This is a genomic window from [Haemophilus] ducreyi, from assembly GCF_900109315.1.
GTDB classification, from domain to species: domain Bacteria; phylum Pseudomonadota; class Gammaproteobacteria; order Enterobacterales; family Pasteurellaceae; genus Haemophilus_B; species Haemophilus_B ducreyi.
Genome location: NZ_FOJC01000008.1, coordinates 18141 through 43979, shown reverse-complemented (window position 1 = coordinate 43979; position 25839 = coordinate 18141). Strand labels below are relative to the sequence as shown.

At 39.2% G+C, this 25839-nt stretch carries 42 protein-coding genes; 35 read left to right on the top strand and 7 right to left on the bottom strand.

Annotated elements, in window-relative coordinates; genetic code table 11:
• The first annotated feature begins 17 nt into the window (after nucleotides 1-17).
• The 31 genes from rplC (at nucleotide 18) to rplS (ending at nucleotide 15653) form a co-directional block, all read left to right on the top strand.
• The gene (gene rplC / locus BMX01_RS06465; protein WP_010945721.1) at nucleotides 18-644 is read left to right on the top strand and encodes a 50S ribosomal protein L3; all 627 of its coding nucleotides are present in this window, start codon (nucleotides 18-20) and stop codon (nucleotides 642-644) included.
• A 15-nt stretch (nucleotides 645-659) separates the two neighbouring features.
• Nucleotides 660-1262, top strand: a complete 603-nt coding sequence (gene rplD / locus BMX01_RS06460; RefSeq protein ID WP_010945720.1) for a 50S ribosomal protein L4 — start codon at nucleotides 660-662, stop codon at nucleotides 1260-1262.
• Entirely contained in the window at nucleotides 1259-1564 is a 306-nt protein-coding gene (gene rplW, locus BMX01_RS06455) for a 50S ribosomal protein L23 (RefSeq protein WP_010945719.1), read from the top strand. The genes rplD and rplW overlap by 4 nt, the downstream gene beginning before the upstream one ends.
• A gap of 20 nt (nucleotides 1565-1584) precedes the next feature.
• Complete coding sequence (gene rplB, locus BMX01_RS06450) at nucleotides 1585-2406, top strand: 50S ribosomal protein L2 (protein WP_064082473.1); 822 nt, start codon at nucleotides 1585-1587, stop codon at nucleotides 2404-2406.
• A gap of 29 nt (nucleotides 2407-2435) precedes the next feature.
• Nucleotides 2436-2711: a 30S ribosomal protein S19 gene (rpsS, locus tag BMX01_RS06445; RefSeq protein ID WP_005539416.1), complete on the top strand. Its 276-nt coding sequence runs from the start codon at nucleotides 2436-2438 to the stop codon at nucleotides 2709-2711.
• Nucleotides 2712-2721: 10 nt separating this feature from the next.
• Complete coding sequence (gene rplV / locus BMX01_RS06440; protein WP_064082474.1) at nucleotides 2722-3054, top strand: 50S ribosomal protein L22; 333 nt, start codon at nucleotides 2722-2724, stop codon at nucleotides 3052-3054.
• Between the two features lie 17 nt (nucleotides 3055-3071).
• On the top strand, nucleotides 3072-3776 hold the full coding sequence (gene rpsC, locus BMX01_RS06435) for a 30S ribosomal protein S3 (protein WP_064082475.1): 705 nt from the start codon (nucleotides 3072-3074) through the stop codon (nucleotides 3774-3776).
• Between the two features lie 13 nt (nucleotides 3777-3789).
• Nucleotides 3790-4200 (top strand): 50S ribosomal protein L16, encoded by a 411-nt coding sequence (rplP, locus tag BMX01_RS06430; protein WP_064082476.1) that lies wholly within the window; start codon nucleotides 3790-3792, stop codon nucleotides 4198-4200.
• Nucleotides 4200-4391, top strand: coding sequence for a 50S ribosomal protein L29 (gene rpmC / locus BMX01_RS06425; protein ID WP_064082477.1), 192 nt, complete (start codon nucleotides 4200-4202; stop codon nucleotides 4389-4391). Before rplP ends, rpmC begins: the two co-directional genes overlap by 1 nt.
• Nucleotides 4391-4645: a 30S ribosomal protein S17 gene (gene rpsQ / locus BMX01_RS06420; protein WP_010945713.1), complete on the top strand. Its 255-nt coding sequence runs from the start codon at nucleotides 4391-4393 to the stop codon at nucleotides 4643-4645. Before rpmC ends, rpsQ begins: the two co-directional genes overlap by 1 nt.
• A 225-nt stretch (nucleotides 4646-4870) precedes the next feature.
• Nucleotides 4871-5242: a 50S ribosomal protein L14 gene (gene rplN, locus BMX01_RS06415; RefSeq protein ID WP_005619403.1), complete on the top strand. Its 372-nt coding sequence runs from the start codon at nucleotides 4871-4873 to the stop codon at nucleotides 5240-5242.
• Between the two features lie 10 nt (nucleotides 5243-5252).
• The gene (rplX, locus tag BMX01_RS06410) at nucleotides 5253-5564 is read left to right on the top strand and encodes a 50S ribosomal protein L24 (protein WP_010945711.1); all 312 of its coding nucleotides are present in this window, start codon (nucleotides 5253-5255) and stop codon (nucleotides 5562-5564) included.
• A gap of 17 nt (nucleotides 5565-5581) precedes the next feature.
• A complete protein-coding gene (gene rplE, locus BMX01_RS06405) occupies nucleotides 5582-6121 on the top strand; it encodes a 50S ribosomal protein L5 (RefSeq protein WP_064082478.1) in 540 nt (179 codons plus the stop codon).
• 11 nt (nucleotides 6122-6132) lie between these two features.
• Nucleotides 6133-6438 (top strand): 30S ribosomal protein S14, encoded by a 306-nt coding sequence (gene rpsN, locus BMX01_RS06400; RefSeq protein ID WP_064082479.1) that lies wholly within the window; start codon nucleotides 6133-6135, stop codon nucleotides 6436-6438.
• 31 nt (nucleotides 6439-6469) lie between these two features.
• Nucleotides 6470-6862, top strand: coding sequence for a 30S ribosomal protein S8 (rpsH, locus tag BMX01_RS06395; RefSeq protein WP_064082480.1), 393 nt, complete (start codon nucleotides 6470-6472; stop codon nucleotides 6860-6862).
• Between the two features lie 15 nt (nucleotides 6863-6877).
• On the top strand, nucleotides 6878-7411 hold the full coding sequence (rplF, locus tag BMX01_RS06390) for a 50S ribosomal protein L6 (protein ID WP_064082481.1): 534 nt from the start codon (nucleotides 6878-6880) through the stop codon (nucleotides 7409-7411).
• A 14-nt stretch (nucleotides 7412-7425) separates the two neighbouring features.
• A complete protein-coding gene (gene rplR / locus BMX01_RS06385; RefSeq protein WP_010945706.1) occupies nucleotides 7426-7779 on the top strand; it encodes a 50S ribosomal protein L18 in 354 nt (117 codons plus the stop codon).
• Nucleotides 7780-7793: 14 nt separating this feature from the next.
• Nucleotides 7794-8294: a 30S ribosomal protein S5 gene (gene rpsE / locus BMX01_RS06380; protein WP_064082482.1), complete on the top strand. Its 501-nt coding sequence runs from the start codon at nucleotides 7794-7796 to the stop codon at nucleotides 8292-8294.
• A gap of 6 nt (nucleotides 8295-8300) precedes the next feature.
• Nucleotides 8301-8480 (top strand): 50S ribosomal protein L30, encoded by a 180-nt coding sequence (gene rpmD, locus BMX01_RS06375; RefSeq protein ID WP_064082483.1) that lies wholly within the window; start codon nucleotides 8301-8303, stop codon nucleotides 8478-8480.
• A gap of 4 nt (nucleotides 8481-8484) precedes the next feature.
• Nucleotides 8485-8919 (top strand): 50S ribosomal protein L15, encoded by a 435-nt coding sequence (gene rplO, locus BMX01_RS06370; RefSeq protein ID WP_010945703.1) that lies wholly within the window; start codon nucleotides 8485-8487, stop codon nucleotides 8917-8919.
• A gap of 1 nt (nucleotide 8920) precedes the next feature.
• Nucleotides 8921-10240 (top strand): preprotein translocase subunit SecY, encoded by a 1320-nt coding sequence (secY, locus tag BMX01_RS06365; protein ID WP_064082484.1) that lies wholly within the window; start codon nucleotides 8921-8923, stop codon nucleotides 10238-10240.
• A 31-nt stretch (nucleotides 10241-10271) separates the two neighbouring features.
• The gene (gene rpmJ / locus BMX01_RS06360) at nucleotides 10272-10385 is read left to right on the top strand and encodes a 50S ribosomal protein L36 (protein ID WP_010945701.1); all 114 of its coding nucleotides are present in this window, start codon (nucleotides 10272-10274) and stop codon (nucleotides 10383-10385) included.
• A 136-nt stretch (nucleotides 10386-10521) separates the two neighbouring features.
• The gene (rpsM, locus tag BMX01_RS06355) at nucleotides 10522-10878 is read left to right on the top strand and encodes a 30S ribosomal protein S13 (protein WP_074647988.1); all 357 of its coding nucleotides are present in this window, start codon (nucleotides 10522-10524) and stop codon (nucleotides 10876-10878) included.
• Between the two features lie 16 nt (nucleotides 10879-10894).
• Nucleotides 10895-11284, top strand: coding sequence for a 30S ribosomal protein S11 (gene rpsK / locus BMX01_RS06350; RefSeq protein ID WP_005599323.1), 390 nt, complete (start codon nucleotides 10895-10897; stop codon nucleotides 11282-11284).
• 28 nt (nucleotides 11285-11312) lie between these two features.
• On the top strand, nucleotides 11313-11939 hold the full coding sequence (gene rpsD, locus BMX01_RS06345; RefSeq protein WP_074647985.1) for a 30S ribosomal protein S4: 627 nt from the start codon (nucleotides 11313-11315) through the stop codon (nucleotides 11937-11939).
• Between the two features lie 65 nt (nucleotides 11940-12004).
• Nucleotides 12005-12994, top strand: a complete 990-nt coding sequence (locus tag BMX01_RS06340) for a DNA-directed RNA polymerase subunit alpha (RefSeq protein ID WP_064082485.1) — start codon at nucleotides 12005-12007, stop codon at nucleotides 12992-12994.
• A 36-nt stretch (nucleotides 12995-13030) separates the two neighbouring features.
• A complete protein-coding gene (gene rplQ / locus BMX01_RS06335; protein ID WP_010945697.1) occupies nucleotides 13031-13414 on the top strand; it encodes a 50S ribosomal protein L17 in 384 nt (127 codons plus the stop codon).
• A gap of 242 nt (nucleotides 13415-13656) precedes the next feature.
• Nucleotides 13657-13905, top strand: a complete 249-nt coding sequence (gene rpsP, locus BMX01_RS06330; protein ID WP_010945696.1) for a 30S ribosomal protein S16 — start codon at nucleotides 13657-13659, stop codon at nucleotides 13903-13905.
• A 32-nt stretch (nucleotides 13906-13937) separates the two neighbouring features.
• Nucleotides 13938-14465 (top strand): ribosome maturation factor RimM, encoded by a 528-nt coding sequence (gene rimM / locus BMX01_RS06325; protein WP_064082486.1) that lies wholly within the window; start codon nucleotides 13938-13940, stop codon nucleotides 14463-14465.
• Nucleotides 14466-14522: 57 nt separating this feature from the next.
• Complete coding sequence (trmD, locus tag BMX01_RS06320; protein WP_064082487.1) at nucleotides 14523-15278, top strand: tRNA (guanosine(37)-N1)-methyltransferase TrmD; 756 nt, start codon at nucleotides 14523-14525, stop codon at nucleotides 15276-15278.
• 24 nt (nucleotides 15279-15302) lie between these two features.
• Nucleotides 15303-15653 (top strand): 50S ribosomal protein L19, encoded by a 351-nt coding sequence (gene rplS / locus BMX01_RS06315; RefSeq protein ID WP_064082488.1) that lies wholly within the window; start codon nucleotides 15303-15305, stop codon nucleotides 15651-15653.
• A gap of 91 nt (nucleotides 15654-15744) precedes the next feature.
• Here rplS and BMX01_RS06310 read toward each other — a convergent pair whose 3' ends face one another.
• Nucleotides 15745-16938 (bottom strand): ribosomal protein uL16 3-hydroxylase, encoded by a 1194-nt coding sequence (locus BMX01_RS06310; RefSeq protein ID WP_064082489.1) that lies wholly within the window; start codon nucleotides 16936-16938, stop codon nucleotides 15745-15747.
• A 197-nt stretch (nucleotides 16939-17135) separates the two neighbouring features.
• Between BMX01_RS06310 and glyQ the strand changes: the two genes are divergently transcribed.
• The 4 genes from glyQ (at nucleotide 17136) to xerC (ending at nucleotide 21466) form a co-directional block, all read left to right on the top strand.
• Nucleotides 17136-18044: a glycine--tRNA ligase subunit alpha gene (gene glyQ, locus BMX01_RS06305; RefSeq protein ID WP_064082490.1), complete on the top strand. Its 909-nt coding sequence runs from the start codon at nucleotides 17136-17138 to the stop codon at nucleotides 18042-18044.
• A 39-nt stretch (nucleotides 18045-18083) separates the two neighbouring features.
• Nucleotides 18084-20150, top strand: coding sequence for a glycine--tRNA ligase subunit beta (glyS, locus tag BMX01_RS06300; RefSeq protein WP_074647983.1), 2067 nt, complete (start codon nucleotides 18084-18086; stop codon nucleotides 20148-20150).
• Nucleotides 20151-20228: 78 nt separating this feature from the next.
• Nucleotides 20229-20534, top strand: a complete 306-nt coding sequence (locus BMX01_RS06295) for a DUF5377 family protein (RefSeq protein WP_064082492.1) — start codon at nucleotides 20229-20231, stop codon at nucleotides 20532-20534.
• 17 nt (nucleotides 20535-20551) lie between these two features.
• On the top strand, nucleotides 20552-21466 hold the full coding sequence (xerC, locus tag BMX01_RS06290) for a tyrosine recombinase XerC (protein WP_064082493.1): 915 nt from the start codon (nucleotides 20552-20554) through the stop codon (nucleotides 21464-21466).
• Here the strand turns inward: xerC and BMX01_RS06285 are convergent.
• The 6 genes from BMX01_RS06285 to tmk form a co-directional block, all read right to left on the bottom strand.
• Nucleotides 21463-21855 (bottom strand): YbaN family protein, encoded by a 393-nt coding sequence (locus BMX01_RS06285; protein ID WP_010945686.1) that lies wholly within the window; start codon nucleotides 21853-21855, stop codon nucleotides 21463-21465. The two genes, xerC and BMX01_RS06285, sit on opposite strands and share 4 nt — an antisense overlap.
• 158 nt (nucleotides 21856-22013) lie before the next feature.
• Nucleotides 22014-22718 carry a UDP-2,3-diacylglucosamine diphosphatase gene (lpxH, locus tag BMX01_RS06280; protein ID WP_172592908.1) on the bottom strand — a complete coding sequence of 235 codons (705 nt, stop codon included), beginning with the start codon at nucleotides 22716-22718 and terminating at the stop codon, nucleotides 22014-22016.
• A gap of 69 nt (nucleotides 22719-22787) precedes the next feature.
• On the bottom strand, nucleotides 22788-23327 hold the full coding sequence (locus BMX01_RS06275; protein ID WP_064082495.1) for a DUF1523 family protein: 540 nt from the start codon (nucleotides 23325-23327) through the stop codon (nucleotides 22788-22790).
• Nucleotides 23328-23382: 55 nt separating this feature from the next.
• The gene (locus BMX01_RS06270; RefSeq protein WP_064082496.1) at nucleotides 23383-24171 is read right to left on the bottom strand and encodes a TatD family hydrolase; all 789 of its coding nucleotides are present in this window, start codon (nucleotides 24169-24171) and stop codon (nucleotides 23383-23385) included.
• A 38-nt stretch (nucleotides 24172-24209) separates the two neighbouring features.
• On the bottom strand, nucleotides 24210-25196 hold the full coding sequence (locus tag BMX01_RS06265) for a DNA polymerase III subunit delta' (protein WP_074647979.1): 987 nt from the start codon (nucleotides 25194-25196) through the stop codon (nucleotides 24210-24212).
• Between the two features lie 12 nt (nucleotides 25197-25208).
• A complete protein-coding gene (gene tmk / locus BMX01_RS06260) occupies nucleotides 25209-25838 on the bottom strand; it encodes a dTMP kinase (protein WP_064082498.1) in 630 nt (209 codons plus the stop codon).
• Between the last annotated feature and the right edge of the window lies 1 nt (nucleotide 25839).

Below are 25839 nucleotides of genomic sequence, written 5' to 3'. Positions count from 1 at the left end.
TTTAAGAGGTTATTACAATGATTGGTTTAATCGGTCGTAAAGTTGGTATGACTCGCGTTTTCAATGAAGATGGCGTGTCAATTCCAGTTACCGTTATCGAAATTGAAGCCAACCGTGTTACTCAAGTTAAGACCCTTGAAAACGATGGCTATTCTGCAATTCAAGTTACTACTGGTACTAAAAAAGCTAGTCGTGTAACTAAGCCAGAAGCAGGCCATTTCGTGAAAGCAGGTGTTGAAGCTGGTCGCGGTTTATGGGAATTTCGTACTGAAGGTGAAGAATTCACTTTAGGTCAAGAAATCAATGTTGACATTTTTGCAGATGTTAAAAAAGTAGATGTTACAGGTACTTCTAAAGGTAAAGGTTTTGCTGGCGGTGTTAAACGCTGGAACTTCCGTACTCAAGATGCTACACATGGTAACTCTTTATCACATCGTGTACTTGGTTCTATTGGTCAAAACCAAACGCCAGGTCGTGTGTTTAAAGGTAAAAAAATGGCAGGACATTTAGGTGCTGAGCGTGTAACCGTTCAATCACTTGAAGTTGTTCGTGTAGATGCTGAACGTAAATTGTTATTAGTTAAAGGGGCAGTTCCTGGTGCAACTAATAGTAATGTTATTGTTAAACCAGCAGTTAAAGCATAAGTCTAGGGGATAGAGATGGAATTACAAGTTGTAGGTGCAAATGCACTAACTGTTTCTGAAACTACCTTCGGACGTGAGTTTAATGAAGCGTTAATCCATCAAGTAGTTGTTGCATATGCAGCAGGTGCTCGTCAAGGTTCTCGTGCTCAAAAAACTCGTGCTGAAGTGTCTGGTTCAGGTAAAAAACCTTGGCGTCAAAAAGGTACTGGTCGCGCTCGTTCAGGTGATATTAAATCTCCAATTTGGCGTTCAGGTGGTACAACTTTTGCTGCGAAACCTCAAGATCACAGTCAAAAAGTAAATAAAAAAATGTACCGTGGTGCAATCAAAAGTATTCTTTCAGAACTAGTTCGTCAAGAACGTTTAGTTGTTGTTGAGAAATTTGAAGTTGAAGCACCAAAAACTAAATTCTTAGTTCAAAAATTAAAAGATTTAGCGCTGAATGATGCTTTAATCATTACTGCAAGTTTAGATGAAAACCTATTCTTAGCAGCACGTAATTTATACAAAGTAGATGTGCGTGATGTTCAAGGTATTGATCCAGTAAGTTTAATTGCTTTCGATAAAGTAGTTATTACTACTGATGCAGTAAAACAAATTGAGGAGATGTTGGCATGATTCAACAAGAACGTTTGCTAAAAGTGCTTAAAGCACCGCATATCTCTGAAAAAGCGACGAAAAATGCTGAAAAAGGCAACACTATCGTTTTCAAAGTAGCATTAGATGCTAATAAAGTTGAAGTTGCTAATGCAGTTCAAGAATTATTTGAAGTGAAAGTGGATTCTGTTCGTACTGTTGTTGTTAAAGGTAAAACTAAACGTCATGGTGCTAGAATGGGTCGTCGTAGTGACTGGAAAAAAGCGTATGTTACTCTTCAAGAAGGTCAATCGCTTGACTTTGTTGAAGGTGCAGCAGAGTAATTACGGAGGAAAATTTATAAATGGCTATCGTTAAATGTAAGCCGACCTCCGCTGGTCGTCGTCACGTAGTTAAAGTTGTAAATGCAGAATTACATAAAGGTAAACCTTACGCACCTTTATTAGATACTAAATCTAAAACGGGTGGACGTAATAATTTAGGTCGTATTACAACTCGCCATATTGGTGGTGGTCATAAACAACACTATCGTTTAATTGATTTCAAACGTAATAAGTTTGATATTCCAGCGGTAGTTGAGCGTTTAGAATATGATCCAAATCGTTCTGCAAATATTGCATTAGTACTTTATAAAGATGGTGAGCGTCGCTATATCTTAGCACCAAAAGGGTTATCTGTTGGTGATATGATTCAAGCGGGTGCATCAGCACATATTAAAGTAGGTAATGCGCTACCAATGCGTAATATTCCTGTAGGTACTACAGTTCATAACGTTGAATTAAAACCTGGTAAAGGTGGTCAAATTGCACGTTCTGCTGGTGCTTATGTACAAATTATCGCTCGTGAAGGTAATTATGTAACTTTGCGTCTTCGTTCAGGCGAAATGCGTAAAGTATTAGCTGAGTGTATCGCCACTATCGGTGAAGTCGGTAACTCAGAACATATGCTTCGCGTACTTGGTAAAGCAGGTGCTAATCGTTGGAGAGGTATTCGTCCAACAGTTCGTGGTACTGCAATGAACCCAGTAGACCACCCACATGGTGGTGGTGAAGGTCGTAACTTTGGTAAACATCCAGTTACTCCTTGGGGCGTTCAAACCAAAGGTAAGAAAACTCGTCACAACAAACGTACAGATAAATATATTGTACGTCGTCGTGGAAAATAATTATATTTACTAAATAATAGGATAATCCAATGCCACGTTCCCTCAAGAAAGGTCCTTTCCTTGACCTACACTTGTTGAAGAAGGTAGAGAAGGCGGTGGAAAGCGGGGATAAAAAACCAATTAAAACTTGGTCTCGTCGTTCAATGATCATTCCATCAATGATTGGTTTGACCATCGCAGTCCATAATGGTCGTCAGCATGTACCTGTTTATGTATCAGATGAAATGATTGGTCATAAATTAGGTGAATTTGCACCGACTCGTACATACCGCGGTCATGCCGCAGATAAGAAAGCTAAAAAATAAGAGGTAAAAGATGGAAACTATTGCTAAACATCGTTACGCTCGTACCTCTGCACAAAAAGCTCGCTTAGTTGCTGATTTAATTCGCGGTAAAAAAGTTGCGCAAGCATTAGAAATTTTAACCTTTACTAACAAAAAAGCCTCTGCTTTAGTTAAAAAAGTATTAGAATCTGCTATTGCTAACGCAGAGCATAATGATGGTGCAGATGTAGATGATCTTAAAGTTGCTAAAATCTTCGTTAATGAAGGTCCAAGCATGAAACGTGTTATGCCACGTGCAAAAGGTCGAGCAGATCGTATCTTAAAACGTACAAGCCACATCACTGTGGTTGTGTCAGATCATTAATCGTAGAGGAATAACAAATGGGTCAGAAAGTACATCCTAATGGTATTCGCCTTGGTATTGTTAAACCTTGGAACTCTACTTGGTTCGCGAATACACAAGATTTCGCCGATAATTTAGATAGCGATTTCAAAGTACGTAAATTTTTAAATAAAGAGTTAGCGAATGCTTCAGTGTCGCGTATCATTATTGAACGTCCTGCAAAAAGTATTCGTGTCACTATTCACACAGCGCGCCCAGGTATCGTTATTGGTAAAAAAGGCGAAGATGTTGAAAAACTACGTAACGCAGTATCACAAATTGCTGGCGTTCCTGCGCAAATCAACATTGCTGAAGTGAAAAAACCAGAATTAGATGCTAAATTAGTAGCTGATAGTATTGCTTCTCAACTTGAACGTCGTGTAATGTTCCGTCGTGCAATGAAACGTGCTGTACAAAATGCAATGCGTTTAGGTGCTAAAGGCATTAAAGTTGAAGTTAGTGGTCGTTTAGGTGGTGCAGAAATTGCTCGCTCAGAGTGGTATCGTGAAGGTCGAGTACCATTGCATACGCTTAGAGCAGATATCGATTATAATACTGCAGAAGCTCATACAACTTATGGCGTAATAGGCGTAAAAGTTTGGATCTTCAAAGGTGAAATTCTCGGTGGTATGGCTGCAGTGACTGAGTCAGAACAACAACCAGCGGCACAGCCTAAAAAGCAAGCTCGCAAAGGTCGTAAATAAGGAGAATCACTGAATGTTACAACCAAAACGCACAAAATTCCGTAAAGTACACAAAGGTCGCAACCGTGGTATTGCGGTTGGTACAGAAGTGAGCTTCGGTACATTTGGTTTAAAGGCAATTGGTCGTGGACGTTTGACTGCTCGTCAAATTGAAGCTGCTCGTCGAGCAATGACTCGTGCGGTGAAACGTCAAGGTAAAATCTGGATTCGTGTATTCCCAGATAAACCAATTACTGAAAAACCATTAGAAGTCCGTATGGGTAAAGGTAAAGGTAACGTTGAGTACTGGGTAGCTTTAATCCAACCGGGTAAAGTTTTATATGAAATGGATGGTGTTTCTGAGGAGATTGCTCGTCACGCATTTGCGTTAGCCGCTGCTAAATTACCAATGAAAACCACTTTTATAACCAAGACGGTGATGTAATGAAAGCTCAAGAACTACGTACAAAAAATGTTGAAGAGCTGAAAGCTGAATTAATTAATCTTTTAGGTGAACAATTCAAATTGCGTATGCAAGCAGCCACCGGTCAGCTTCAACAAACCCACCAGTTAAAACAAGTGCGTTGTAGCATTGCACAAGTTAAAACTGTATTAAATCAAAAGGCGGGTGAGTAATGACTGATAAAATTCGTACAGTACAAGGTAAAGTAGTAAGCGACAAAATGGATAAATCATTTGTAGTTGCTATCGAACGTACGGTGAAACATCCTTTATATGGAAAATTCATCCGTCGTACTACCAAATTACACGTACACGATGAAAACAACGAAGCTAAATTAGGTGATGTAGTAGAAATTCAGGAGTGTCGTCCTGTTTCAAAAACTAAATCACATAAATTGGTTCGTGTAGTAGAAAAAGCTGTAGCTTAATTCTACAAATAGATAAAAAAGCCTTGAAAAGTTCAAGGCTTTTTTATTTATGATTATTCAGTTGTTAAGCTATTCCATTTTGTTTGTATGGTAAGCCAGTGATTGTGGGTTTATATAGGAAAATAGTTGCTTTTTGCTTCTGTTTTTTGTACAATCCGGGAGCTATTTGCATAGGGCAAATAGGTTCGTCCCGAAAGGGTGTTTTTTAATTTAACGGAGCACTATATGATCCAAGAACAGACTATGCTGGACGTTGCTGATAACTCAGGGGCTCGTAGCGTAATGTGTATCAAGGTTCTAGGTGGATCGCACCGTCGTTACGCTGCAATTGGTGACATTATCAAAGTTACTGTGAAAGAAGCAATTCCTCGCGGTAAAGTAAAAAAAGGTGATGTATTAAAAGCAGTTGTTGTGCGCACCAAGAAGGGTGTTCGTCGCCCAGATGGCTCAGTTATTCGTTTCGATGGTAATGCTTGTGTCATTTTAAATAATAACACTGAGCAACCAATTGGTACGCGTATTTTTGGACCTGTGACTCGTGAACTTCGTTCTGAGAAATTCATGAAGATCATTTCTTTGGCTCCAGAAGTACTGTAAGGGGAATGTAATGGCTGCTAAAATCCGTCAAAATGATGAAGTAATTGTTCTTGCTGGTAAAGACAAGAACAAACGTGGCAAGGTAACTAAAGTGTTACCAAATGGTAAAGTAATTGTTGAAGGTATTAATCTTATTACTAAACATGAAAAACCTGTTCCAGCTTTAGGTAAAGCGGGTGGTTTAGTTAAAAAAGAAGCTGCAATTGATGTTTCAAATGTTGCTATTTTTAATCCAACAACGAATAAAGCCGACCGTGTAGGTTTTAGATTTGAAGATAATAAGAAAGTACGTTTCTTTAAATCTAATAATGAAATTATTTAATTAACTGGAGTAATACGATGGCGAAACTGCATGATTACTACAGAGATCAGGTAGTTAATGAATTGAAAACTAAATTCAACTACTCATCTGTCATGCAAGTCCCACGAATCGAAAAGATTACCCTCAATATGGGCGTGGGTGAAGCATTGACCGATAAGAAACTTTTAGATAACGCAGTTGCGGATCTAACAGCGATTAGCGGTCAAAAACCTTTAATTACAAAAGCTCGTAAATCGGTTGCAGGCTTTAAAATCCGTCAAGGATATCCGATAGGATGTAAAGTGACATTGCGTGGCGAACGTATGTGGGAATTTTTCGAAAGATTAATTACTATCGCTGTTCCACGTATTCGTGACTTCCGCGGTTTAAGTGCAAAATCATTTGATGGTCGTGGTAACTATAGTATGGGTGTTCGTGAACAAATCATTTTCCCAGAAATCGACTATGATAAAGTAGATCGTGTTCGTGGTTTAGATATTACTATTACCACAACTGCGAAAAGTGATGAAGAAGGTCAAGCTTTATTAGCGGCTTTCAATTTCCCATTCCGTAAATAAGGTAGGTTATCATGGCAAAACAATCAATGATTGCACGTGATGTTAAACGTGCTAAATTAGCTGATAAATTCTACGCGAAACGTGAGGAATTAAAGAAAATTATTTCTGATATTAATTCTTCAGATGAAGATCGTTGGGCAGCAGTATTAAAGTTACAAATGCTACCTCGTGATTCAAGTCCTAGTCGTCAGCGTAGTCGTTGCCGCCAAACTGGTCGTCCACACGGTGTGTTGAGCAAGTTTGGTTTAAGCCGTATTAAGGTTCGTGAAGCTGCAATGCGCGGTGAAATTCCGGGCCTTAAGAAGGCAAGTTGGTAATCTTTTAATTTGGGATCATGGGAGTAAATACATGAGTATGCAAGATCCAATCGCAGATATGCTGACCCGTATTCGTAACGGTCAAGCTGCGAATAAAGTTGCAATCAGTATGCCTTCATCTAAGTTAAAAGTTGCGATTGCCAATGTTTTAGCTAAAGAAGGTTATGTTGAGAGCTTTAGAATTATTGAAGATTCAAAACCTGAATTGGAAATTACTTTAAAGTATTTCCAAAATAAACCTGTTGTAGAAAGTATTCAACGCATAAGCCGTCCTGGTCTTCGTATTTACAAACGTAAAGACGAATTACCAAAAGTTATGGGAGGTTTAGGTATTGCTATTGTTTCTACATCGAAAGGTGTAATGACTGACCGAGCTGCTCGTGAAGAAGGGCTTGGCGGTGAAATTATCTGTTACGTAGCATAATAAGAGGTAGGAAAAATGTCTCGTGTTGCAAAGGCACCTGTTAATATTCCTGCCGGTGTTGAAGTTAAAATCAACGGTCAGCTATTAACAGTTAAAGGTAAAAATGGCGAGTTATCTCGTGAAATCCATAATGCAATTGAAGTAAATCAAGATGCTAACGCATTAACTTTCGTGCCTAGAGAAGGCGTTGCTAATGCAGATGCTCAAGCAGGTACTGCTCGTGCGCTTGTTAATGCGATGGTTATTGGTGTTACTGAAGGCTTTACTAAGAAATTACAATTAGTGGGTGTTGGTTATAGAGCTCAAATGAAAGGTAACGTTGTTGCATTAAGTTTAGGCTATTCACATCCAATTGAACATACGTTGCCACTTGGTGTAACTGGTGAATGTCCATCTCAAACAGAAATTATTCTTAAGAGCGCAGACAAACAGTTAATTGGTCAAGTTGCAGCAGATATTCGTGCATATCGTTGTCCAGAGCCTTATAAAGGTAAAGGGGTACGTTACTCAGATGAAGTAGTGCGTACAAAAGAAGCGAAGAAAAAGTAAAGTAAGGTAACACTATGGATAAGAAAGTAGCTCGTATCCGTCGTGCAAGCCGTGCACGTCATTTAATGAGAGAGCAAGGTGCAACCCGTTTGGTTGTGCATCGTACGCCGCGCCATATTTATGCGCAGGTTATTGCACCTAATGGCTCAGAAGTACTAGCAGCAGCTTCAACTGTTGAAAAAGTAATTAAAGAGCAAGTTCAATATACCGGTAATAAAGATGCCGCTGCAATTGTTGGTAAATTAGTTGCAGAGCGCGCTTTAGCTAAAGGTATTCAGGTAGTTGCATTTGATCGTTCTGGTTTTAAATACCATGGTCGAGTGCAGGTATTAGCAGACGCTGCTCGTGAAGCTGGTCTACAGTTCTAATAGAGGAATTTGAGATGTCAAACATCGAAAAACAAGCTGGTGAACTGCAGGAAAAGCTAATCGTGGTTAACCGTGTGTCTAAAACCGTAAAAGGCGGTCGTATCATGAGCTTTACTGCTTTAACAGTAGTAGGCGATGGTAATGGTCGAGTTGGTTTTGGTTATGGTAAAGCACGTGAAGTTCCAGCAGCGATCCAAAAAGCGATGGAGAAAGCCCGTCGTAATATGATTAACGTAGCTTTAAAAGAAGGTACATTACAGCATCCTGTTAAAGGTTCACATACTGGTTCTCGTGTGTTTATGCAACCAGCTAGTGAAGGTACAGGTATTATTGCTGGAGGTGCGATGCGTGCTGTTTTAGAAGTGGCAGGCGTACATAACGTTCTTTCTAAAGCATATGGTTCGACTAACCCAATTAATGTTGTTCGTGCAACAATTGATGCATTAGCAAATATGAAATCACCAGAAATGGTCGCTGCTAAACGTGGTAAGACTGTTGAAGAAATTTTGGGGTAATTGAATATGGCAAAAACAATTAAAGTAACTCAAACTCGTAGCTCTATTGCTCGTTTACCGAAACATAAAGCAACGTTGAAAGGTTTAGGTCTTCGTCATATTCGTCATACTGTTGAATTAATTGATACCCCTGCAATTCGTGGGATGATTAATCAAGTATCTTATATGGTTAAGGTGGAGGAATAATATAATGCGTTTAAATTCACTTTCTCCAGCTGAAGGCGCTAAACATAGCGCTAAGCGTTTAGGTCGTGGTATTGGTTCTGGTTTAGGTAAGACTGGTGGTCGTGGTCATAAAGGTCAAAAATCTCGTACAGGCGGCGGTGTTCGCCGTGGTTTCGAAGGTGGTCAAATGCCTTTATACCGTCGTTTACCAAAATTTGGTTTTACTTCATTAAAATCACTTCACGTTGCTGAAATACGTTTAAATGATTTAGCTAAAGTAGATGGCAATGAGGTTACTCTAGAAGCACTTAAAGCGGCTAATATTATTACTAAAAATATTCTATCTGTTAAAGTAATTTTAGCGGGTAAAATTGAAAGAGCATTAGTAATTAAAGGCTTACGTGTAACTAAAGGAGCTAAAGCAGCTATTGAAGCTGTTGGCGGTTCTATCGAGGAATAAGATGGCAAAGCAACCAGGGTACCAAGGTAGTACACAAAAAGGGACTGGCGAGCTTAAATCAAGATTATTATTTGTTTTAGGTGCGTTAATCATTTTCCGTATCGGTTCTTTTATACCTGTTCCTGGCATTGATGCTTCTGTATTATCCGAACTAATTCGACAACAACAAGGCACCATTATTGATATGTTTAACATGTTCTCTGGTGGTGCTTTAAGTCGAGCTTCTATATTTGCATTAGGTATTATGCCTTATATTTCTGCTTCAATAATTATTCAATTATTGACCGCTATTCATCCTCCTTTGGCAGAATTAAAGAAGGAAGGCGAAGCTGGAAGGCGTAAAATTAGCAAATATACGCGTTATGCAACTTTGTTATTGGCATTTATTCAATCTATTGGTATTTCAATTGCCTTACCGAATATGTTGCAAGGGTTAGTACCTAATCCAAGCATATTATTCTATATCACTTCTGTAATTAGTTTGGTTACTGGAACTATATTTTTGATGTGGCTGGGTGAGCAAATCACTGAACGCGGCATCGGAAATGGTATCTCTCTGATTATTTTTGCAGGTATTGTTGCTGATTTACCAGCAACTATAGGGCAGACAATTGAACAGGCTCGCCAAGGTGAAATTTCGTTGCTTGTGTTGTTATTAGTAGCGTTAATTGCATTTGCTGTAACATATTTTGTTGTATTTATTGAGCGTGGACAAAGAAGAATTGTGGTAAATTATGCGAGTCGTCAGCAAGGTAGAATAATGACGCCTGCAAGAGCCTCTCATTTACCATTAAAAGTTAATATGGCCGGTGTAATTCCAGCTATTTTTGCTTCAAGTATCATTTTATTTCCTGCCAGTATTACTCAATGGTTTGGTCAAAGTGAAGGGCTTGAATGGTTATTTGATTTATCACAATTGTTACAGCCAGGACAACCATTGTATGTTGTGTTATTCTCAATGGCAGTAATTTTCTTTGCATTCTTTTATACAGGAATGCAATATAATCCTCGTGATACAGCGGATAATTTGAAGAAATCAGGTGCGTTTGTACCAGGTTATCGGCCAGGCGAACAAACATCACGTTATATTGATAAAGTGATGACGCGCTTAACTCTAATTGGTGCGTTATATATTACTTTTGTTTGTTTGGTTCCTTATATCATTACGTCGTTGTGGAAAGTACCATTTCAATTAGGCGGTACTTCGTTACTTATCGTAGTGGTAGTTATTATGGATTTCATCGCACAGGTTCAGAGTCATTTAATGTCATTACAATATGATTCTGTGTTGAAGAAAGCTAATTTAAAAGGCTTAGGGTAATAATAGTTCCCTAGATCAAAAAGGATAAGCAATGAAAGTTCGTGCTTCAGTTAAGAAATTATGCCGTAACTGTAAAGTTGTTAAACGTGAAGGTGTTGTTCGTGTAATTTGCACCGATCCTAAACATAAGCAACGTCAAGGTTAATTAAGTATTCTTTCTTGCAAAGAACAAGCTGAGCAGGTATACTGCTCAGCTAATTTGTCCTGATATACTGTTTGAGTATCCTGAAACGGGCTTTTCAAGATCAGTATATCATAAACTTAAATAATAGGAGTGCATAGTGGCCCGTATTGCAGGCATTAACATTCCTGATCAAAAACATACTGTAATCGCGTTAACTGCAATTTATGGTATCGGTAAAACTCGTGCTAAAGCAATTTGTGTTGCAACGGGTATTGCTGAAGATGTAAAGATCAGAGAATTGTCTGAAGAGCAGATTGAAAAACTGCGTGAAGAAGTTAGTAAATTTACTGTCGAGGGTGATTTACGTCGTGAAGTAACATTAAGCATCAAACGTCTTTTAGATTTAGGTTGCTATCGTGGTTTACGTCATCGTCGTGGCTTGCCAGTACGTGGACAACGTACTAAGACTAATGCACGTACTCGTAAGGGTCCACGCAAACCGGTCAAGAAATAATCGGAGTAAATAAGAAATGGCTAAAACACCAGTTCGCGCACGTAAGCGCGTTAAAAAACAGATTGCAGATGGCGTAGCACATATCCACGCATCTTTCAATAATACAATCGTGACTATTACTGACCGTCAAGGAAATGCTCTTGCATGGGCAACCGCAGGTGGTTCAGGTTTCCGTGGTTCCCGTAAATCAACGCCTTTTGCTGCTCAAGTGGCTGCAGAACGTTGTGCTGAAGCTGTTAAAGAATTCGGCTTAAAGAACTTGGAAGTTATGGTTAAAGGACCGGGTCCAGGTCGTGAATCAACAATCCGTGCATTGAATGCAGCGGGTTTCCGTATCACGAATATTACTGATGTGACTCCGATTCCTCATAATGGTTGTCGTCCACCGAAAAAACGTCGTGTTTAATTGACGTTAGAATAATTGGAGAAAGAAAATGGCAAGATATTTGGGTCCTAAGCTCAAGCTAAGCCGTCGTGAAGGTACTGATTTATTTTTAAAATCAGGCGTTCGTGCGATTGAATCAAAATGTAGAAATCGTCTTGATGTAGCACCGGGTCAACATGGTGCACGCAAGCCACGTTTATCTGACTATGGTAGTCAATTACGTGAAAAACAAAAAGTTCGCCGTATTTATGGTATCTTAGAGCGTCAATTCCGTAATTATTATACTGAAGCGAACCGTTTGAAAGGTAATACAGGTGAGAACTTATTAGTATTATTAGAAGGTCGTTTAGATAACGTCGTTTACCGTATGGGATTTGCGGCAACACGTGCTGAAGCACGTCAACTTGTAAGCCATAAATCTATTGTGGTAAATGGTCGTGTGGTAAATATTCCTTCTTATCAGGTTTCTGTTGATGATGTGGTTACTGTTCGTGAGAAATCTAAAAAACAAGCACGTATTAAAGCATCATTAGAATTAGCCTCTCAGCGTGAAAAACCGACATGGTTAGAAGTTGATGCGGTTAAAATGGAAGGTGTATTTAAACGTACACCTGAACGCGCTGACTTATCAGCAGATATTAACGAACATCTGATCGTTGAGCTTTATTCTAAATAATAGTTAATTTTTGAATTATATTTTATTAGGTTAGAAATAGAGCTTAAAAACAAAGAGAGGATAAAATGCAGGGTTCTGTGATAGAATTTTTAAAGCCGCACTTAGTGAATATTGAGCAAATTAGTTCAACTCACGCAAAAGTGACCTTAGAGCCGTTAGAACGTGGTTTTGGTCATACATTAGGTAACGCACTTCGTCGCATTTTACTTTCGTCTATGCCTGGTTGTGCAGTTGCAGAAGTTGAAATTGATGGTGTATTACATGAATACAGCAGCAAAGAAGGCGTACAAGAAGATATTCTTGAAGTATTGTTAAACCTTAAAGGTCTAGCGGTAAAAGTATCAGGTAAAAATGATGTTACTCTGACACTTAATAAGTCTGGAATTGGCCCTGTACTTGCAGCCGACATTACGCACGATGGTGATGTGGAAATTATAAATCCGAATCATGTTATTTGTCATTTGACAGATAAAGATGCATCAATCAATATGCGTATCTACGTTCAACGTGGTCGTGGTTATGTACCAGCATCGGCTCGAGTACATTCACAGGATGAAGACCGTCCAATTGGTCGCTTATTAGTTGATGCTCGTTTCAGTCCAGTAGATCGTATAGCTTATAATGTAGAAGCTGCACGTGTTGAACAACGAACAGACTTAGATAAGCTGATTATTGATATGGAAACAAATGGCACAATCGATCCAGAAGAAGCCATTCGTCGTGCTGCAACGATTTTAGTAGAACAATTAGATGCATTCGTTGATTTACGTGATATTCGTCAACCCGAAATCAAAGAAGAAAAACCGGAATTTGATCCAATTTTACTTCGACCTGTAGATGATTTAGAGTTGACAGTTCGTTCTGCTAACTGTTTGAAAGCAGAGACAATTCATTATATCGGTGATTTAGTACAACGTACTGAAGTTGAGTTATTAAAAACGCCTAATCTTGGTAAGAAATCACTTACTGAGATTAAGGATGTCCTTGCTTCACGTGGTTTATCACTGGGTATGCGCCTTGAAAATTGGCCTCCAGCAAGTATTGCTGAAGATTAGTTTTTAGGTATTAGATTTTCTAAGAAGGAATAGGTTATGCGTCATCGTAAGAGTGGACGTCAATTAAACCGTAACAGCAGTCATCGCCAAGCGATGTTCCGTAATATGGCAAGTGCTTTAATTGGTCATGAGATTATTAAAACAACTTTACCTAAAGCTAAAGAGTTACGTCGTGTAGTTGAACCATTAATTACTTTAGCAAAAGAAGATAGCGTTGCAAATCGTCGTTTAGCTTTTGCTCGTACTCGCAACATAGAAACAGTTGCAAAATTATTCAATGAATTAGGTCCACGTTTTGCACAGCGTGCGGGTGGTTATACTCGTATTTTAAAATGTGGTTTCCGTGCTGGTGATAATGCACCTATGGCTTACATTGAATTAGTTGATCGTCCAGAAGTTGCTGAAGTAACTGCGGAATAAACATAATAGCTTTTCGCTATTTAGAAAGCCCGAATATTCTCGGGCTTTGTTTTTTAGTTTAATGATGATTGAACTATGTTTAGTTTTTTAAGTAAGTCGCATTGATCAACTTTTCTTGTAATTTTGCATAAAATAAGTATAATCTATCCGATTTTTTGTCTTTTTAGATAGAAAAGTATCTTAGTACCCTCACCTCGAACGAGGGTTTTATTTTTACTACAATAATATTTTAGAGGAAGGTTATGGTAACCATTCGTTTAACTCGTGGCGGAGCTAAAAAACGCCCATTCTATCAAATCGTGGTAGCGGACAGCCGTTCACCTCGGGACGGTCGTTTTATTGAGCGTATCGGTTTTTTCAACCCATTAGCAGCAGGTCAGGCTGAACGTTTACGTTTAGATGTGGCTAAAGTTGATGCTTGGGTTGCTAAAGGTGCTGCACTTTCAGAACGTGTTGCTACTTTAGTAAAAGAAGCTCGTAAAGCGGCTTAATTTATTAAAAATTTTGCACATGTAGGTGAGTTATGAGCGAACAAAAAATTGAGGTTGTCGGTAGATTAGGTTCGACCTATGGCATCCGTGGTTGGTTACGACTCTATTCATCAACAGAAAAAGCGGAAAGTATTTTTGATTATCAGCCTTGGTTTTTAAAAATTAAGGGGCAATGGCAACTAATCGAACTAGAAAGTTGGCGATACCATAGCAATGATCTCATTGTTAAATTGAAAGGCACCGAAGACCGCGAGGCGGCACAGTTATTGACCAATGCTGAAATTGGTGTTGATTTATCTGTGTTTCCTAAGTTGGGTGAGGAAGATTATTACTGGCATGATTTAATTGGTTGTCAAGTAGTGAACCTTGAAAATTATACGATGGGTGTTGTAACCGAGTTAATGGAAACGGGCTCAAATGATGTGTTGGTAGTTCGCGCTAATAGTAAAGATGCTTTCGGTAAACAAGAGCGATTAATTCCGTTCTTATATAAACAAGTAGTTAAAAGAGTAGATCTCTCCACTAAAACCATTACGGTGGATTGGGACGCTGGTTTCTAACCTCAGGTATGCGGTGACCTTTAGCTTTTAAGTAAGCAGATGTTTGAGGAATAAATAATGTGGATTGGTATCATTTCACTTTTCCCTGAGATATTTAAAGCAATTACCGATTTTGGGGTGACAGGACGCGCAATTAAACAAAATCTTCTGCAGATTGAATGTTGGAATCCTCGTGATTTCACTTTTGATAAGCATCATACGGTTGATGATCGTCCTTATGGCGGTGGTCCGGGTATGTTAATGATGGTGCAACCATTACGTGATGCGATTCAGGCTGCTAAACAAGTTGCTCGATCAGAAGATGAGGTGGAAGCTAAAGTCATTTATCTTTCGCCACAAGGACGTAAACTTGATCAACAAGGCGTGCGTGAACTTTCTGCTAACCGTAAGTTAATTTTGATTTGTGGTAGATATGAGGGGGTTGATGAGCGTTTGATTCAATCTGAAGTTGATGAAGAATGGTCAATCGGTGATTACGTGCTAACAGGCGGGGAATTACCTGCAATGACATTAATTGATGCCATTGCGAGATTTGTGCCAGGTGTATTAGGTAAGCAAGCTTCAGCGTTGGAAGATTCTTTTGCTGAAGGTTTATTAGATTGCCCTCATTATACCCGTCCAGAAGTGTTGGATAATATGCCTGTTCCTCAAGTGCTGATGTCGGGAAATCATGAGCAGATTCGTAAATGGCGCTTAGCGCAGTCATTAGAACGCACGTGGTTACGACGCCCTGAGCTATTAGATAGCCTAGCTCTGACTGACGAACAACGCGTGTTGTTGGCTAAAATTAAGCAGCAATACAAAATCAGTTAATTCTAGGATTATAAGGTTTTTAAAATGAGTAATATCATCAAACAGATTGAACAAGAACAGTTAAAACAAAACGTACCTAGCTTCCGTCCAGGTGACACATTAGAAGTTAAGGTATGGGTAGTAGAAGGTAGTAAAAGACGTTTGCAAGCGTTCGAAGGCGTGGTTATTGCAATTCGTAACCGTGGCTTGCACTCAGCATTCACTCTGCGTAAAGTATCAAACGGCGTAGGTGTTGAGCGTGTATTCCAAACTCACTCACCAATTATCGATAGCATTTTTGTTAAGCGTAAAGGTGCAGTACGTAAAGCTAAACTTTACTACTTACGTGAGCGTTCAGGTAAATCTGCTCGTATTAAAGAGCGTCTTGGCAATTAATTTTTGCCCGCTTAAAGAGAAAAAGGCTTGGTTTTCCAAGCTTTTTTTTATGTGTTTAAAGCGGGGGGATTAATGGCTAAAATGACCGCATTTATTCAGCTTCTGCTAATAAGATCCAACCATTTTCTAACCAATCACAGATTACATCGAGTAATAGTTCTAAGTCTGCTTGCACTTTAACTTTTGATGCAAGTTTATTCCAAGAAATTGTGTCGCCGTTTGCAATACGGATCAATAATTCTCTTTCTGTTGGATTTAATTCATCAATCCATTCGCCATTGATATAAATACGCTGTGGGTTTTCGGTATAGATGATTTTTACATTGCTATCTTGCTCAAGCCAACCGCCATTTTCTAATATTTCTTGAACTTCATCAGGGTAAAATTCATTTTCTGTTTGTAGTAGATCATAACGTCGAGTGCTGACGGCGCTAGCGATGCTATGGGTGAACAATGTATCAAATTCATTTGAATTTTGTAGTAAATTAATAAGCTGTTGTTTCAATGTGGTTATTGTTTTGCTATCGAGTAAGGCGTTTGGTTGAATGTTGGGTGATAGGCGGAAAGGGATATTAAAGTCAACATTGGGCATTATTTCATGTTGATAGGTTAGCGTATTAGCCAATTTTTCCAGTATGTCTGTAGCATTGGGGTAACGCAAACCAAATGAAAAAGTTAAACTTTCACTTTCAGAAACACCATAATGCGCCATTCGCGATGGAACATATAATACATCACCAGCTTGCATTACTTCATCTAATACTAATTCACCCATATCATCAAAAATACGGATAGGTTGGTTTGGTTTAAATTCGGTGCTTCGATCACACCATTTCCCTAGTTGCCAGCGACGTGTACCAAAACCTTGTACAAGGAAAACATCATATTCGTCATAATGCTTATCAACAGTACCGCTTTTAGGAGAGCAAGATACCATGATATCGTCACGTTGCCATTGTGGTATGAAATTAAACGCTTGCCATAATGCGCTTAACTCTAAGGACCACTGTTCTAAATTTTGTATCATTAACGACCATTTAGTCGGTAATTTTGTTAGATCGTGCGAAGTGAAAGGGCTATTTTTAACGCTCCATTGTTCGTCCTCACATTTGATTAAGCGTGCGGTGATTTCTTCTTCTAATGCTAATTCCATCATATCTTTAGGTTCAAATAAACCTACGATTTGTGGTAATCCGTTACGAATTAAAAGCGGTTTTTTTTGCCAATAATCACGTAAGAAAATTTCTGGTGTGATGTTTTCAGGTAAGCAGAATGGGATATTCATAAGTACACCTCGCATTTGTTGTGATGAGTTGCCATTTTAACCGATAAATGAGGTAAATTCTTGTTTTCTGTCAGTAAACTGTTTAGCTAAGCGGTTGTATTTGCAAAAAAAGTGGTAAATTTTTCGCAAAAATAGACCGCTTGTCAGCTATAATGACCAACATTTTAAACATTTTTTAGAGCATAGAGAAATTATCAATGAGCACAAAATTTAATGTTAAAACTTTCCAAGGCATGATCTTAGCCCTGCAAGAATATTGGGCAAATGTAGGCTGTACTATCGTACAGCCTTTTGATATGGAAGTTGGAGCAGGGACTTCTCATCCAATGACTGCATTACGAGCACTTGGTCCAGAGCCAATGGCATTTGCTTATGTACAGCCTTCACGCCGTCCAACAGATGGTCGTTATGGTGAAAATCCTAACCGCTTGCAACATTATTATCAATTTCAAGTCGTTATCAAACCTTCGCCGAATAATATTCAAGAGCTTTATTTAGGTTCTCTTAAAATGCTTGGTTTTGATCCAACTCAGCACGATATTCGCTTTGTAGAAGATAACTGGGAAAATCCAACCTTAGGTGCTTGGGGGCTTGGTTGGGAAGTTTGGTTAAATGGAATGGAAGTGACTCAGTTCACTTATTTTCAACAAGTGGGCGGTTTAGAATGTAAACCTGTGACAGGTGAAGTGACTTATGGTTTAGAACGTTTGGCCATGTACATTCAAGGCGTGGATTCTGTTTATGATTTAGTGTATTCAGACGGCCCATTAGGCAAAACGACTTATGGTGATGTTTTCCATCAAAACGAAGTGGAACAATCAACCTATAACTTTGAATATGCGGATGTAGATTTCTTATTTAAAGCCTTTGAACAATACGAAAAAGAAGCACAAGAACTGTTAGCGCTTGAAAAACCATTACCCTTGCCAGCTTACGAACGTATTTTAAAAGCTGCACATAGTTTCAATATGTTAGATGCGCGTAAAGCCATTTCAGTGACTGAGCGTCAACGTTATATTTTACGTATCCGAGCACTAACCAAAGGTGTTGCTGAAGCTTATTATGCAAGCCGTGAAGCGTTAGGCTTCCCTGGTTGTAATAAATAATATCATTGGTCAGATTTAGCAAATAAGAGAAGAAATAAAATGACAACAGAAAACTTTTTAGTCGAAATCGGTACCGAAGAGCTACCTCCGAAAGCGCTGAAAAAATTGGCTACGGCGTTTGCAGATAATATACAAGCTGAGTTAGAACAGGCAGGGCTTGCATTTGAGAAAATAGAATGGTTTGCTACGCCACGGCGTTTAGCGATGAAAGTGTTAAGCCTTGCAACAGCACAGCCGAGTAAAGAAATTGAAAAGCGTGGTCCTGCAGTGGGCGCGGCGTTTGATGCAGAAGGCAAACCAACGAAAGCAGCAGAAGGCTGGGCACGTGGTTGTGGTATTAGTGTTGCACAAGCTGATCGTATTGTAACCGATAAAGGTGAATGGTTAGTACACCGTACTGTGGTTGAGGGGAAGCCAACAAAAGCGTTATTAGTGGATATAGTGGCAAGCGCATTAGCGAAATTACCGATTCCAAAACCAATGCGTTGGGCTGACAAAACCGTGCAATTTATTCGCCCTGTGCATACTGTCACCTTATTATTAGGTGATCAGCTTATCGAAGGTGAAATTTTAGGTGTGCAATCTGCGAAAACGATTCGTGGTCATCGCTTCTTAGGCGAAAGCGAATTCCAAATTTCACACGCAGACGAATACCCACAAATTTTACGTGATAAAGGTGCGATAATTGCGGATTTCGCAGAACGTAAAGCGATTATTTCACGTGATGCACAAGCTAAAGCGGCACAACTTGGCGGTGTGGCGGGTATTGAACAAGATTTATTAGAAGAAGTGACTTCGTTAGTGGAATATCCAAATGTGTTAGTGGCAAAATTTGAAGAACGTTTCTTAGCGGTGCCTGCCGAAGCGTTGGTTTACACCATGAAAGGCGATCAAAAATATTTCCCGATTTACGATAAAGAAGGCAACTTGCTACCGCACTTTATTTTTGTTTCAAACATTAATCCACAAGATCCAAGCGCAATTATGGAAGGGAATGAAAAGGTGGTTCGTCCACGTTTATCGGATGCAGAATTCTTCTTTAAAACGGATTTAAAACAGCGTTTAGCAGATCAACTACCGCGTTTAGAAACGGTATTATTCCAACAGCAATTAGGCACATTACGTGATAAAACCGACCGCATTGAGCAATTAAGCGGTGTAATCGCAGAGCAAATCGGTGCAGATGTGCAAAAAGCAAAACGTGCAGGATTGCTGTCTAAATGTGACTTAATGACCAATATGGTGTTTGAGTTTACTGATACGCAAGGTGTGATGGGAATGCATTACGCGCGTCACGATGGTGAAGCGGAAGAAGTGGCAGTGGCATTAAATGAGCAATATATGCCACGTTTTGCCGGTGATGCGTTGCCCACTTCTTTAGTGGCTTGTTCTGTGGCATTGGCGGATAAAATTGATACTTTAACGGGGATCTTTGGTATCGGTCAGCACCCGAAAGGCGATAAAGACCCATTTGCTTTACGTCGTGCGGCATTAGGTGTGTTGCGGATTATCGTGGAGAAAAAATTGCCATTAGATTTAGTCCATTTAGTAGAAAAATCGACCGGATTATTTGGTGATAAATTAACGAATAAAACCGTTGTTGCTGATGTGGTAGATTTTATGCTTGGTCGCTTCCGTGCGTGGTATCAAGATGAAGGTATTGCAGTAGATGTGATTCAGGCGGTATTGGCTCGTCGTCCAACTAAACCTGCGGATTTTGATGCACGTGTGCGTGCTGTTTCGCATTTCCGCACTTTTGAATCAGCAGAAGCATTAGCAGCAGCTAATAAACGTGTAACGAATATTTTAGCGAAAGCAGATATTGCAATTGGTGAAATCAATTTAAGCGCTTGTGTAGAGCCTACTGAGCGAGCTTTAGCGGAAGCCGTGCTTGCTTTAAAAGATGAAGTTAGACCATTAATTGCTAAAGCGGACTATACGGTGGTATTAACGCAATTAGCCAATTTACGTACGCCAGTGGATAACTTCTTTGATCATGTAATGGTTAATGCAGAAGATCCTAGTTTACGCCAAAACCGGTTAGCTATTTTAAGCACGTTGCAAAGTTTGTTCTTAGAAGTCGCGGATATTTCATTGCTACAATAATGTTACAAGCAAGTAAGGGAATGAGTGTTAACTCGCCCTTACTTGTTATGGCTAGTTAGCATGATGAGGGAGAAGAGTATGGCATTAAAAACAGAAGTTTCATTTAGTCATCAGTGGAATGTACGGGTAAGTGATCCGGGGGAAGAAGGAAGTGTAAATCATTTTTTTGAAAGTGTGTTTATTACTTTAGTGGCTCAAGTTGATGGATCGAAAATAACTTATGAATTTACGCGTAAAGTAGAACACACGATTAAAGTACAACAGTATTTTACGGATTTAAATAAACTCTTTGAATTTTTAGGCGATTATCTTAGCCCTGTGGCACTGGGTTATGTTGGGATTCGTATAGGGCAACTTAACCTTGCCACTGATGCTATTCAGTAAGTGGTTACTTTTTAAATATGTTAAACAAGCAAAATAAGCTTTATCTACAAGCACAAGCCTATTGGGATTTTTTACGTATTGAGAAGCAGGTTAGCCCTCATACTTTAACCAATTATCAACGACAACTTCTAGCCATCAGTGAAATGCTGATTACTGTGCAGATTGACGATTGGCAAGCCGTTGATGCCAGTGTAGTGCGTTGGATCTTAACGCAAAGTCACAAGCAAGGGTTGGGAGCCAAGAGTATTGGTTTGCGTTTAGTCGTCTTACGGCAATGGTTTGCTTATTTAGTCCAGCGACACTATGTAAAAGTCAATCCAGCTGTTGGCATTAAAGCACCTAAAGTAGCACGCCATTTACCTAAAAATATCGATGCAGAAAGAATGGGCCAACTGCTTGATGTAGAGGTTGATGAGCCTGCCGATATACGTGATTTAGCTATGATGGAATTAATGTATAGTTCAGGGTTACGCTTGGCGGAATTACATCGGTTGGATTTAGGTGATATGGATCTAATCGATGCAGAAGTCAGGCTTTTAGGGAAAGGGAATAAAGAGCGGATAGTGCCTATTGGAAGCAGGGCGTTAACGGCATTACAGGTGTGGTTGACGGTAAGGCCATCATTTAATCCACAGGATAATGCCTTATTTTTAAATAAACGAGGTGGACGTTTATCTCATCGTTCCATTCAATTAGCAATGCAAAAATGGGGAGAACGGCAGGGATTAGCAACGCGTTTACATCCGCATAAGTTACGTCATTCATTCGCAACGCATTTATTGGAAGCGAGTACAGATTTACGTGCTGTACAAGAGTTATTAGGACACAGTAGTTTATCGACTACTCAAATTTATACGCATTTAGATTTTCAGCATCTAGCTAAAATTTATGACGCGTCTCACCCAAGGGCAAGACGCAAGCGGGAAGATTAAGCGTTTGAACGCGCAACACTTCTTGTTTCAGGCGGAAGCGTTTCCATTTTGCAGAGGAAATACCAATATTGGCAAACCACTAATGCTAATAAAGCGGATTTACCCCAAATGTTTGGTAATGTGAAAAAAGAAAGTATGGAAAACGGTGTTGAAATTAACAAAATACAGACTTTTTGTTTCATAGTCATAGCACGTTTTTCATCATAGTCTTTTAGATATTTTTGATAAAGCTTACCGCGCATAAACCATTGTTGTAAACGAGGTGAGCTTTTACTGAAGCAAAATAAAGCTAATAATAAAAAAGGTGTGGTTGGTAAACCAGGGACAACAACGCCAATAATCCCTAGGCCAATCGCTAAAAATCCGAGTGTAATATAAAGTAGTTTCATAGTTGTTACGTTTGATAATTAATCTCAAATGCGAATACTAGACCTATTTTGATAAATTTTCAACTAATTCCATTCAATATTTATGAGCAGAATGTCAGTATTATGCTTTTTATACTTATTGTGCTTGCGTTATTTTACCGCTCACGCTTAGGTGAGGATTATAGAAATTCAAAGCCCTTTTCATCGACTTTTAGGATAGAAGACCTGTCTGGCCGCCAATCGCCTAATACAATTCTAGTGAAATTTTGCTCAAAATGGACCGCTTGGCGATGGGTATGGCCGTGAATTAAACGTGTCGCACCATATTGTTGTACTTTTTGTGCTGTAAATGCTTGATTGACGTCCATAATGTCAGCCGATTTATTTTTTTTATCTTGTTTACTTTTACGCCGAATTTTTTGGGCGATTTTTATGCGTAAAGTTAATGGTAGCCAGAGAAACAGTTTTTGTAACCATTTTTGGTGTACTCTGCGACGGAACTGCTGGTATTTGATATCGTCAATGCAAAGCGTATCGCCGTGACAAAGTAAGGTTCGCTCACCAAATAGATCAAGTAAATGATAGTCAGCTAAAAGTTGTATGCCGGTTTGTTGCGCAAAGGGTTGCCCTAATAGAAAATCACGATTACCGCAAATAAAATAGCATTTTACCCCGCCAGCGGTCAGCTTTTTTAAGGCGAGCTTTACTTGGCTGATCAGCACAGATTGCTCATCATCGCCTATCCAAAAATCAAAAAAATCACCTAAAATATAGACCGCTTGAGCAAGCGGTGCTTTTTGTTGCATAAATTGTAAAAATTGGTGAGTGATTTGGGGTTGAGATTCATTTAAGTGTAGATCAGCGATAAAGTAATAAGTCATCATTTCATTAAATAAAAAAACACAGAAACTATTCTACAACAGTTTCTGTGTATCGGATATTGGTTCAAATTATTATTTTGAGTTATCAAACCAGCCACGGATCATTTGTATAGATAAGAAAAATAAAAGCAATAAAACGGCATATAAAACGTAGCTAAAAAAGGGCATGGATTTAGTTTCATTTTCGGCTAATGGCTTAATTGAAACGATATTGGGAAATTCATTCAACCATTTGATTCGCCAGCCGTAATATTTGATTTGTACGCGTTGCCGTTCATTGGCATAGGCTTGAGCTTTAGCCTGTAAATCCGCTGAGCTAAATTTAAAATAAGGCGGTAAGCCCCAGCCGGTATCTTCATTACGATAGACCATCACTTCTTTTGCGCCTTGCGCGTCGGTTGAGTTTTCAGTAAATAGGAAATAAACATCGCGGATTTGTCCATCAGCAGGGTTTGATTTGCTAATAATGCCATCTTTATCCATACGGCGTACTTCCATACCTGTCACAATCGTATCATCGTAACTTGGCATTGCATAGTTAACGGTGAGGGCTAAGATGCTAAAGAATGAAAGTGAGATGAAGATTAAAAAATATTTAATGCTAAGTTTCATTACATACTCCTGTTGGCGAGGGTGGGTATTGCATATTTTACAACACTGCTGTTATTTATAAGCTGATTTTGAACAAGTCTTGCACATTTTGTGTGGTAATACGAGCTAATTCTGCGCAGGAAAGCCCTTTTAGGGTGGCAATATATTCACAAGTTTCTCGCACATAAGCGGGCTGATTGGGTTTGCCTCGATAAGGAATAGGGGCTAAATAGGGTGAATCGGTTTCAACTAATAAACGTTCGACTGGAATTTTTCGCACTACCTCACGTAATTCTTCAGCATTACGGAAAGTAATTATGCCTGAAATAGAAATATAAAAACCTAGATCTAATGCTTTGCTAGCCATTTCCCAATCTTCGTTAAAACAGTGTAACACACCACGGCATTGGTCTGCGTGTTCACTGATTAATAGATTAATGGTGTCTTGGCGGGCAGCGCGGGTGTGGATAATGAGCGGTTTCTGTAGCTGATTAGCAATGGCGATATGTTGAGCAAAAATAGTTTGTTGTAATATTTTGCTTTCAGGTGTGTAGTGGTAATCTAAGCCTGTTTCGCCAATCGCGACTACTCTTTCATCTTGGGCAAATGCCACTAGTTGATCATAGTCAAAGCTTTCCTCATCAATATTCAGTGGGTGCAGACCGCAGGATAACGATACATCCGGGCGATGTGTTGTCAGCGCTTGCATGGCTTTGAAACGCCCTAACGTGGTGCAAACGGAAATAAAATGTCCTACGCCACGCGCTTTAGCATTTTCAATCACTTCATCTACACTTTTATGGTGGGTTTGATAGTCTAAAGCATCTAAATGACAGTGTGAGTCAATAATAAATAAATCTTTCAAATGTTATCCTTATTGTGAGCAAGAGGAATAAGCGGTTTTTATTCAAATACATTTAACGTTAATTTAGTCAGACAAGCTAATAATATTAACTCCTGATTAATTGCATTCACCGCTAGTAAATCCCATTTTGTTTGTTGAATTAATTGATGGCCTATTAATAATCGTTTTATATCAAGTTGTTGGCTGAATTGCAGAATGCCATTATGTAAATCGTAGTTTATCCAACCGTTAGTAATGGCTAACTTTGCTTTGATGCTATCACTGAAGAAGCTTTCTAACCATTCCAGTTGTTCTAAAATAAGCGCTTTTTCTTTATCAAATTGGCTAAACAGTAGAAAAACATCACGATTGTTAAAAAAACGCCAAAAAGTACGTAAAAAGGTTTTACGTGCGGTTAAGCGGTCTTTTTCAAGAAAAGTTTTGCAAATGAGTGGACGTTGGTGGCATAAACGCATTGCAATCTCACAGGCTTCACGAGTGGCAGTGGGTGCCTGTGCTTGTAGCCAAGTTAATGTAAGTGCCATTTCTGGTGAATGTATTAACCACGTTTGGCAACGGCTTGCAATGGTTGGCAAGATAGCTGTTTGTTGTGGTGCTGCTAATAGGAAGTAAACTTTATCATTTGGTTCTTCTAATGTTTTCAATAAGGCGTTGCCGCTTGCTGCGGTTAAGCATTCTGCGGTTTTAATATAGACAACCGTATTTCCGCCTTGTTGGGCGAAATTTTGCAATTTAGTATTTGTTTCGCGGATTTGCTCAATGCCGATGTCTTTGCCATCTATTGATTCCAGAATGTGTAAGTCGGGATGATTGCCATTTTTAAGCAATAAACAGCTTTTGCATTGATCACAAGCGAGATCTTGCTTTGGTGTTTGGCAAAGTAGCCAAGCAGCAAATTGTGCTATTAATTTCTCTGTGCCTAAGCCAACATCACTTTTAAATAATAAGGCGTGATACCCCCGTCCATTTGAAAAGGTTGCGGTCAGTTGTTGATAATGTTGTTCAAGCCAAGGATATAATGCCATTTTATTTGTTTTTTATTGTGCAAAAGTTAGAAATTTTTGGACCGCTTGTTGAATATCGTTCGTCACTTTTTCAAGTGGTTGCTCAGCGTTGATAATCACGGCTTTTTCATTATGTTGAGTGAGTGCTAAATAACGTTCGCGTGTACGGTAGAAGAAATTTAAACTTTGCTGTTCAATCCGATCTAATTCACCACGCCCACTCGCACGCGCCAAGCCAATTGCTGGATCAATATCAAGATAAATCGTTAAATCTGGTTCAAACTGACCTAATACACTTTCTTTTAGGCTATTTAATAAAGCAACATCTAGTTGACGCCCCCCGCCTTGATAGGCTTGTGAAGACATATCGTGGCGATCGCCTAATACCCATTTACCCGTGCTGAGAGCAGGTTTAATAACATTTTCAACTAATTGAGCACGTGCCGCATATAGCATTAATAGCTCAGCTTGAGGGCTAATCGGTTCTTCAAACTCATGTTTGATTAAATAGCGTAATTTCTCTGCCAACGGTGTTCCGCCAGGCTCACGTGTTTGTACAATTTGCTGAATGCCCGCTTGTTTCAGTTGTGTTAAAATAATTTGATGAGCAGTTGTTTTTCCTGCGCCTTCTAAACCTTCTAAAACGATAAATTTACCACGCATA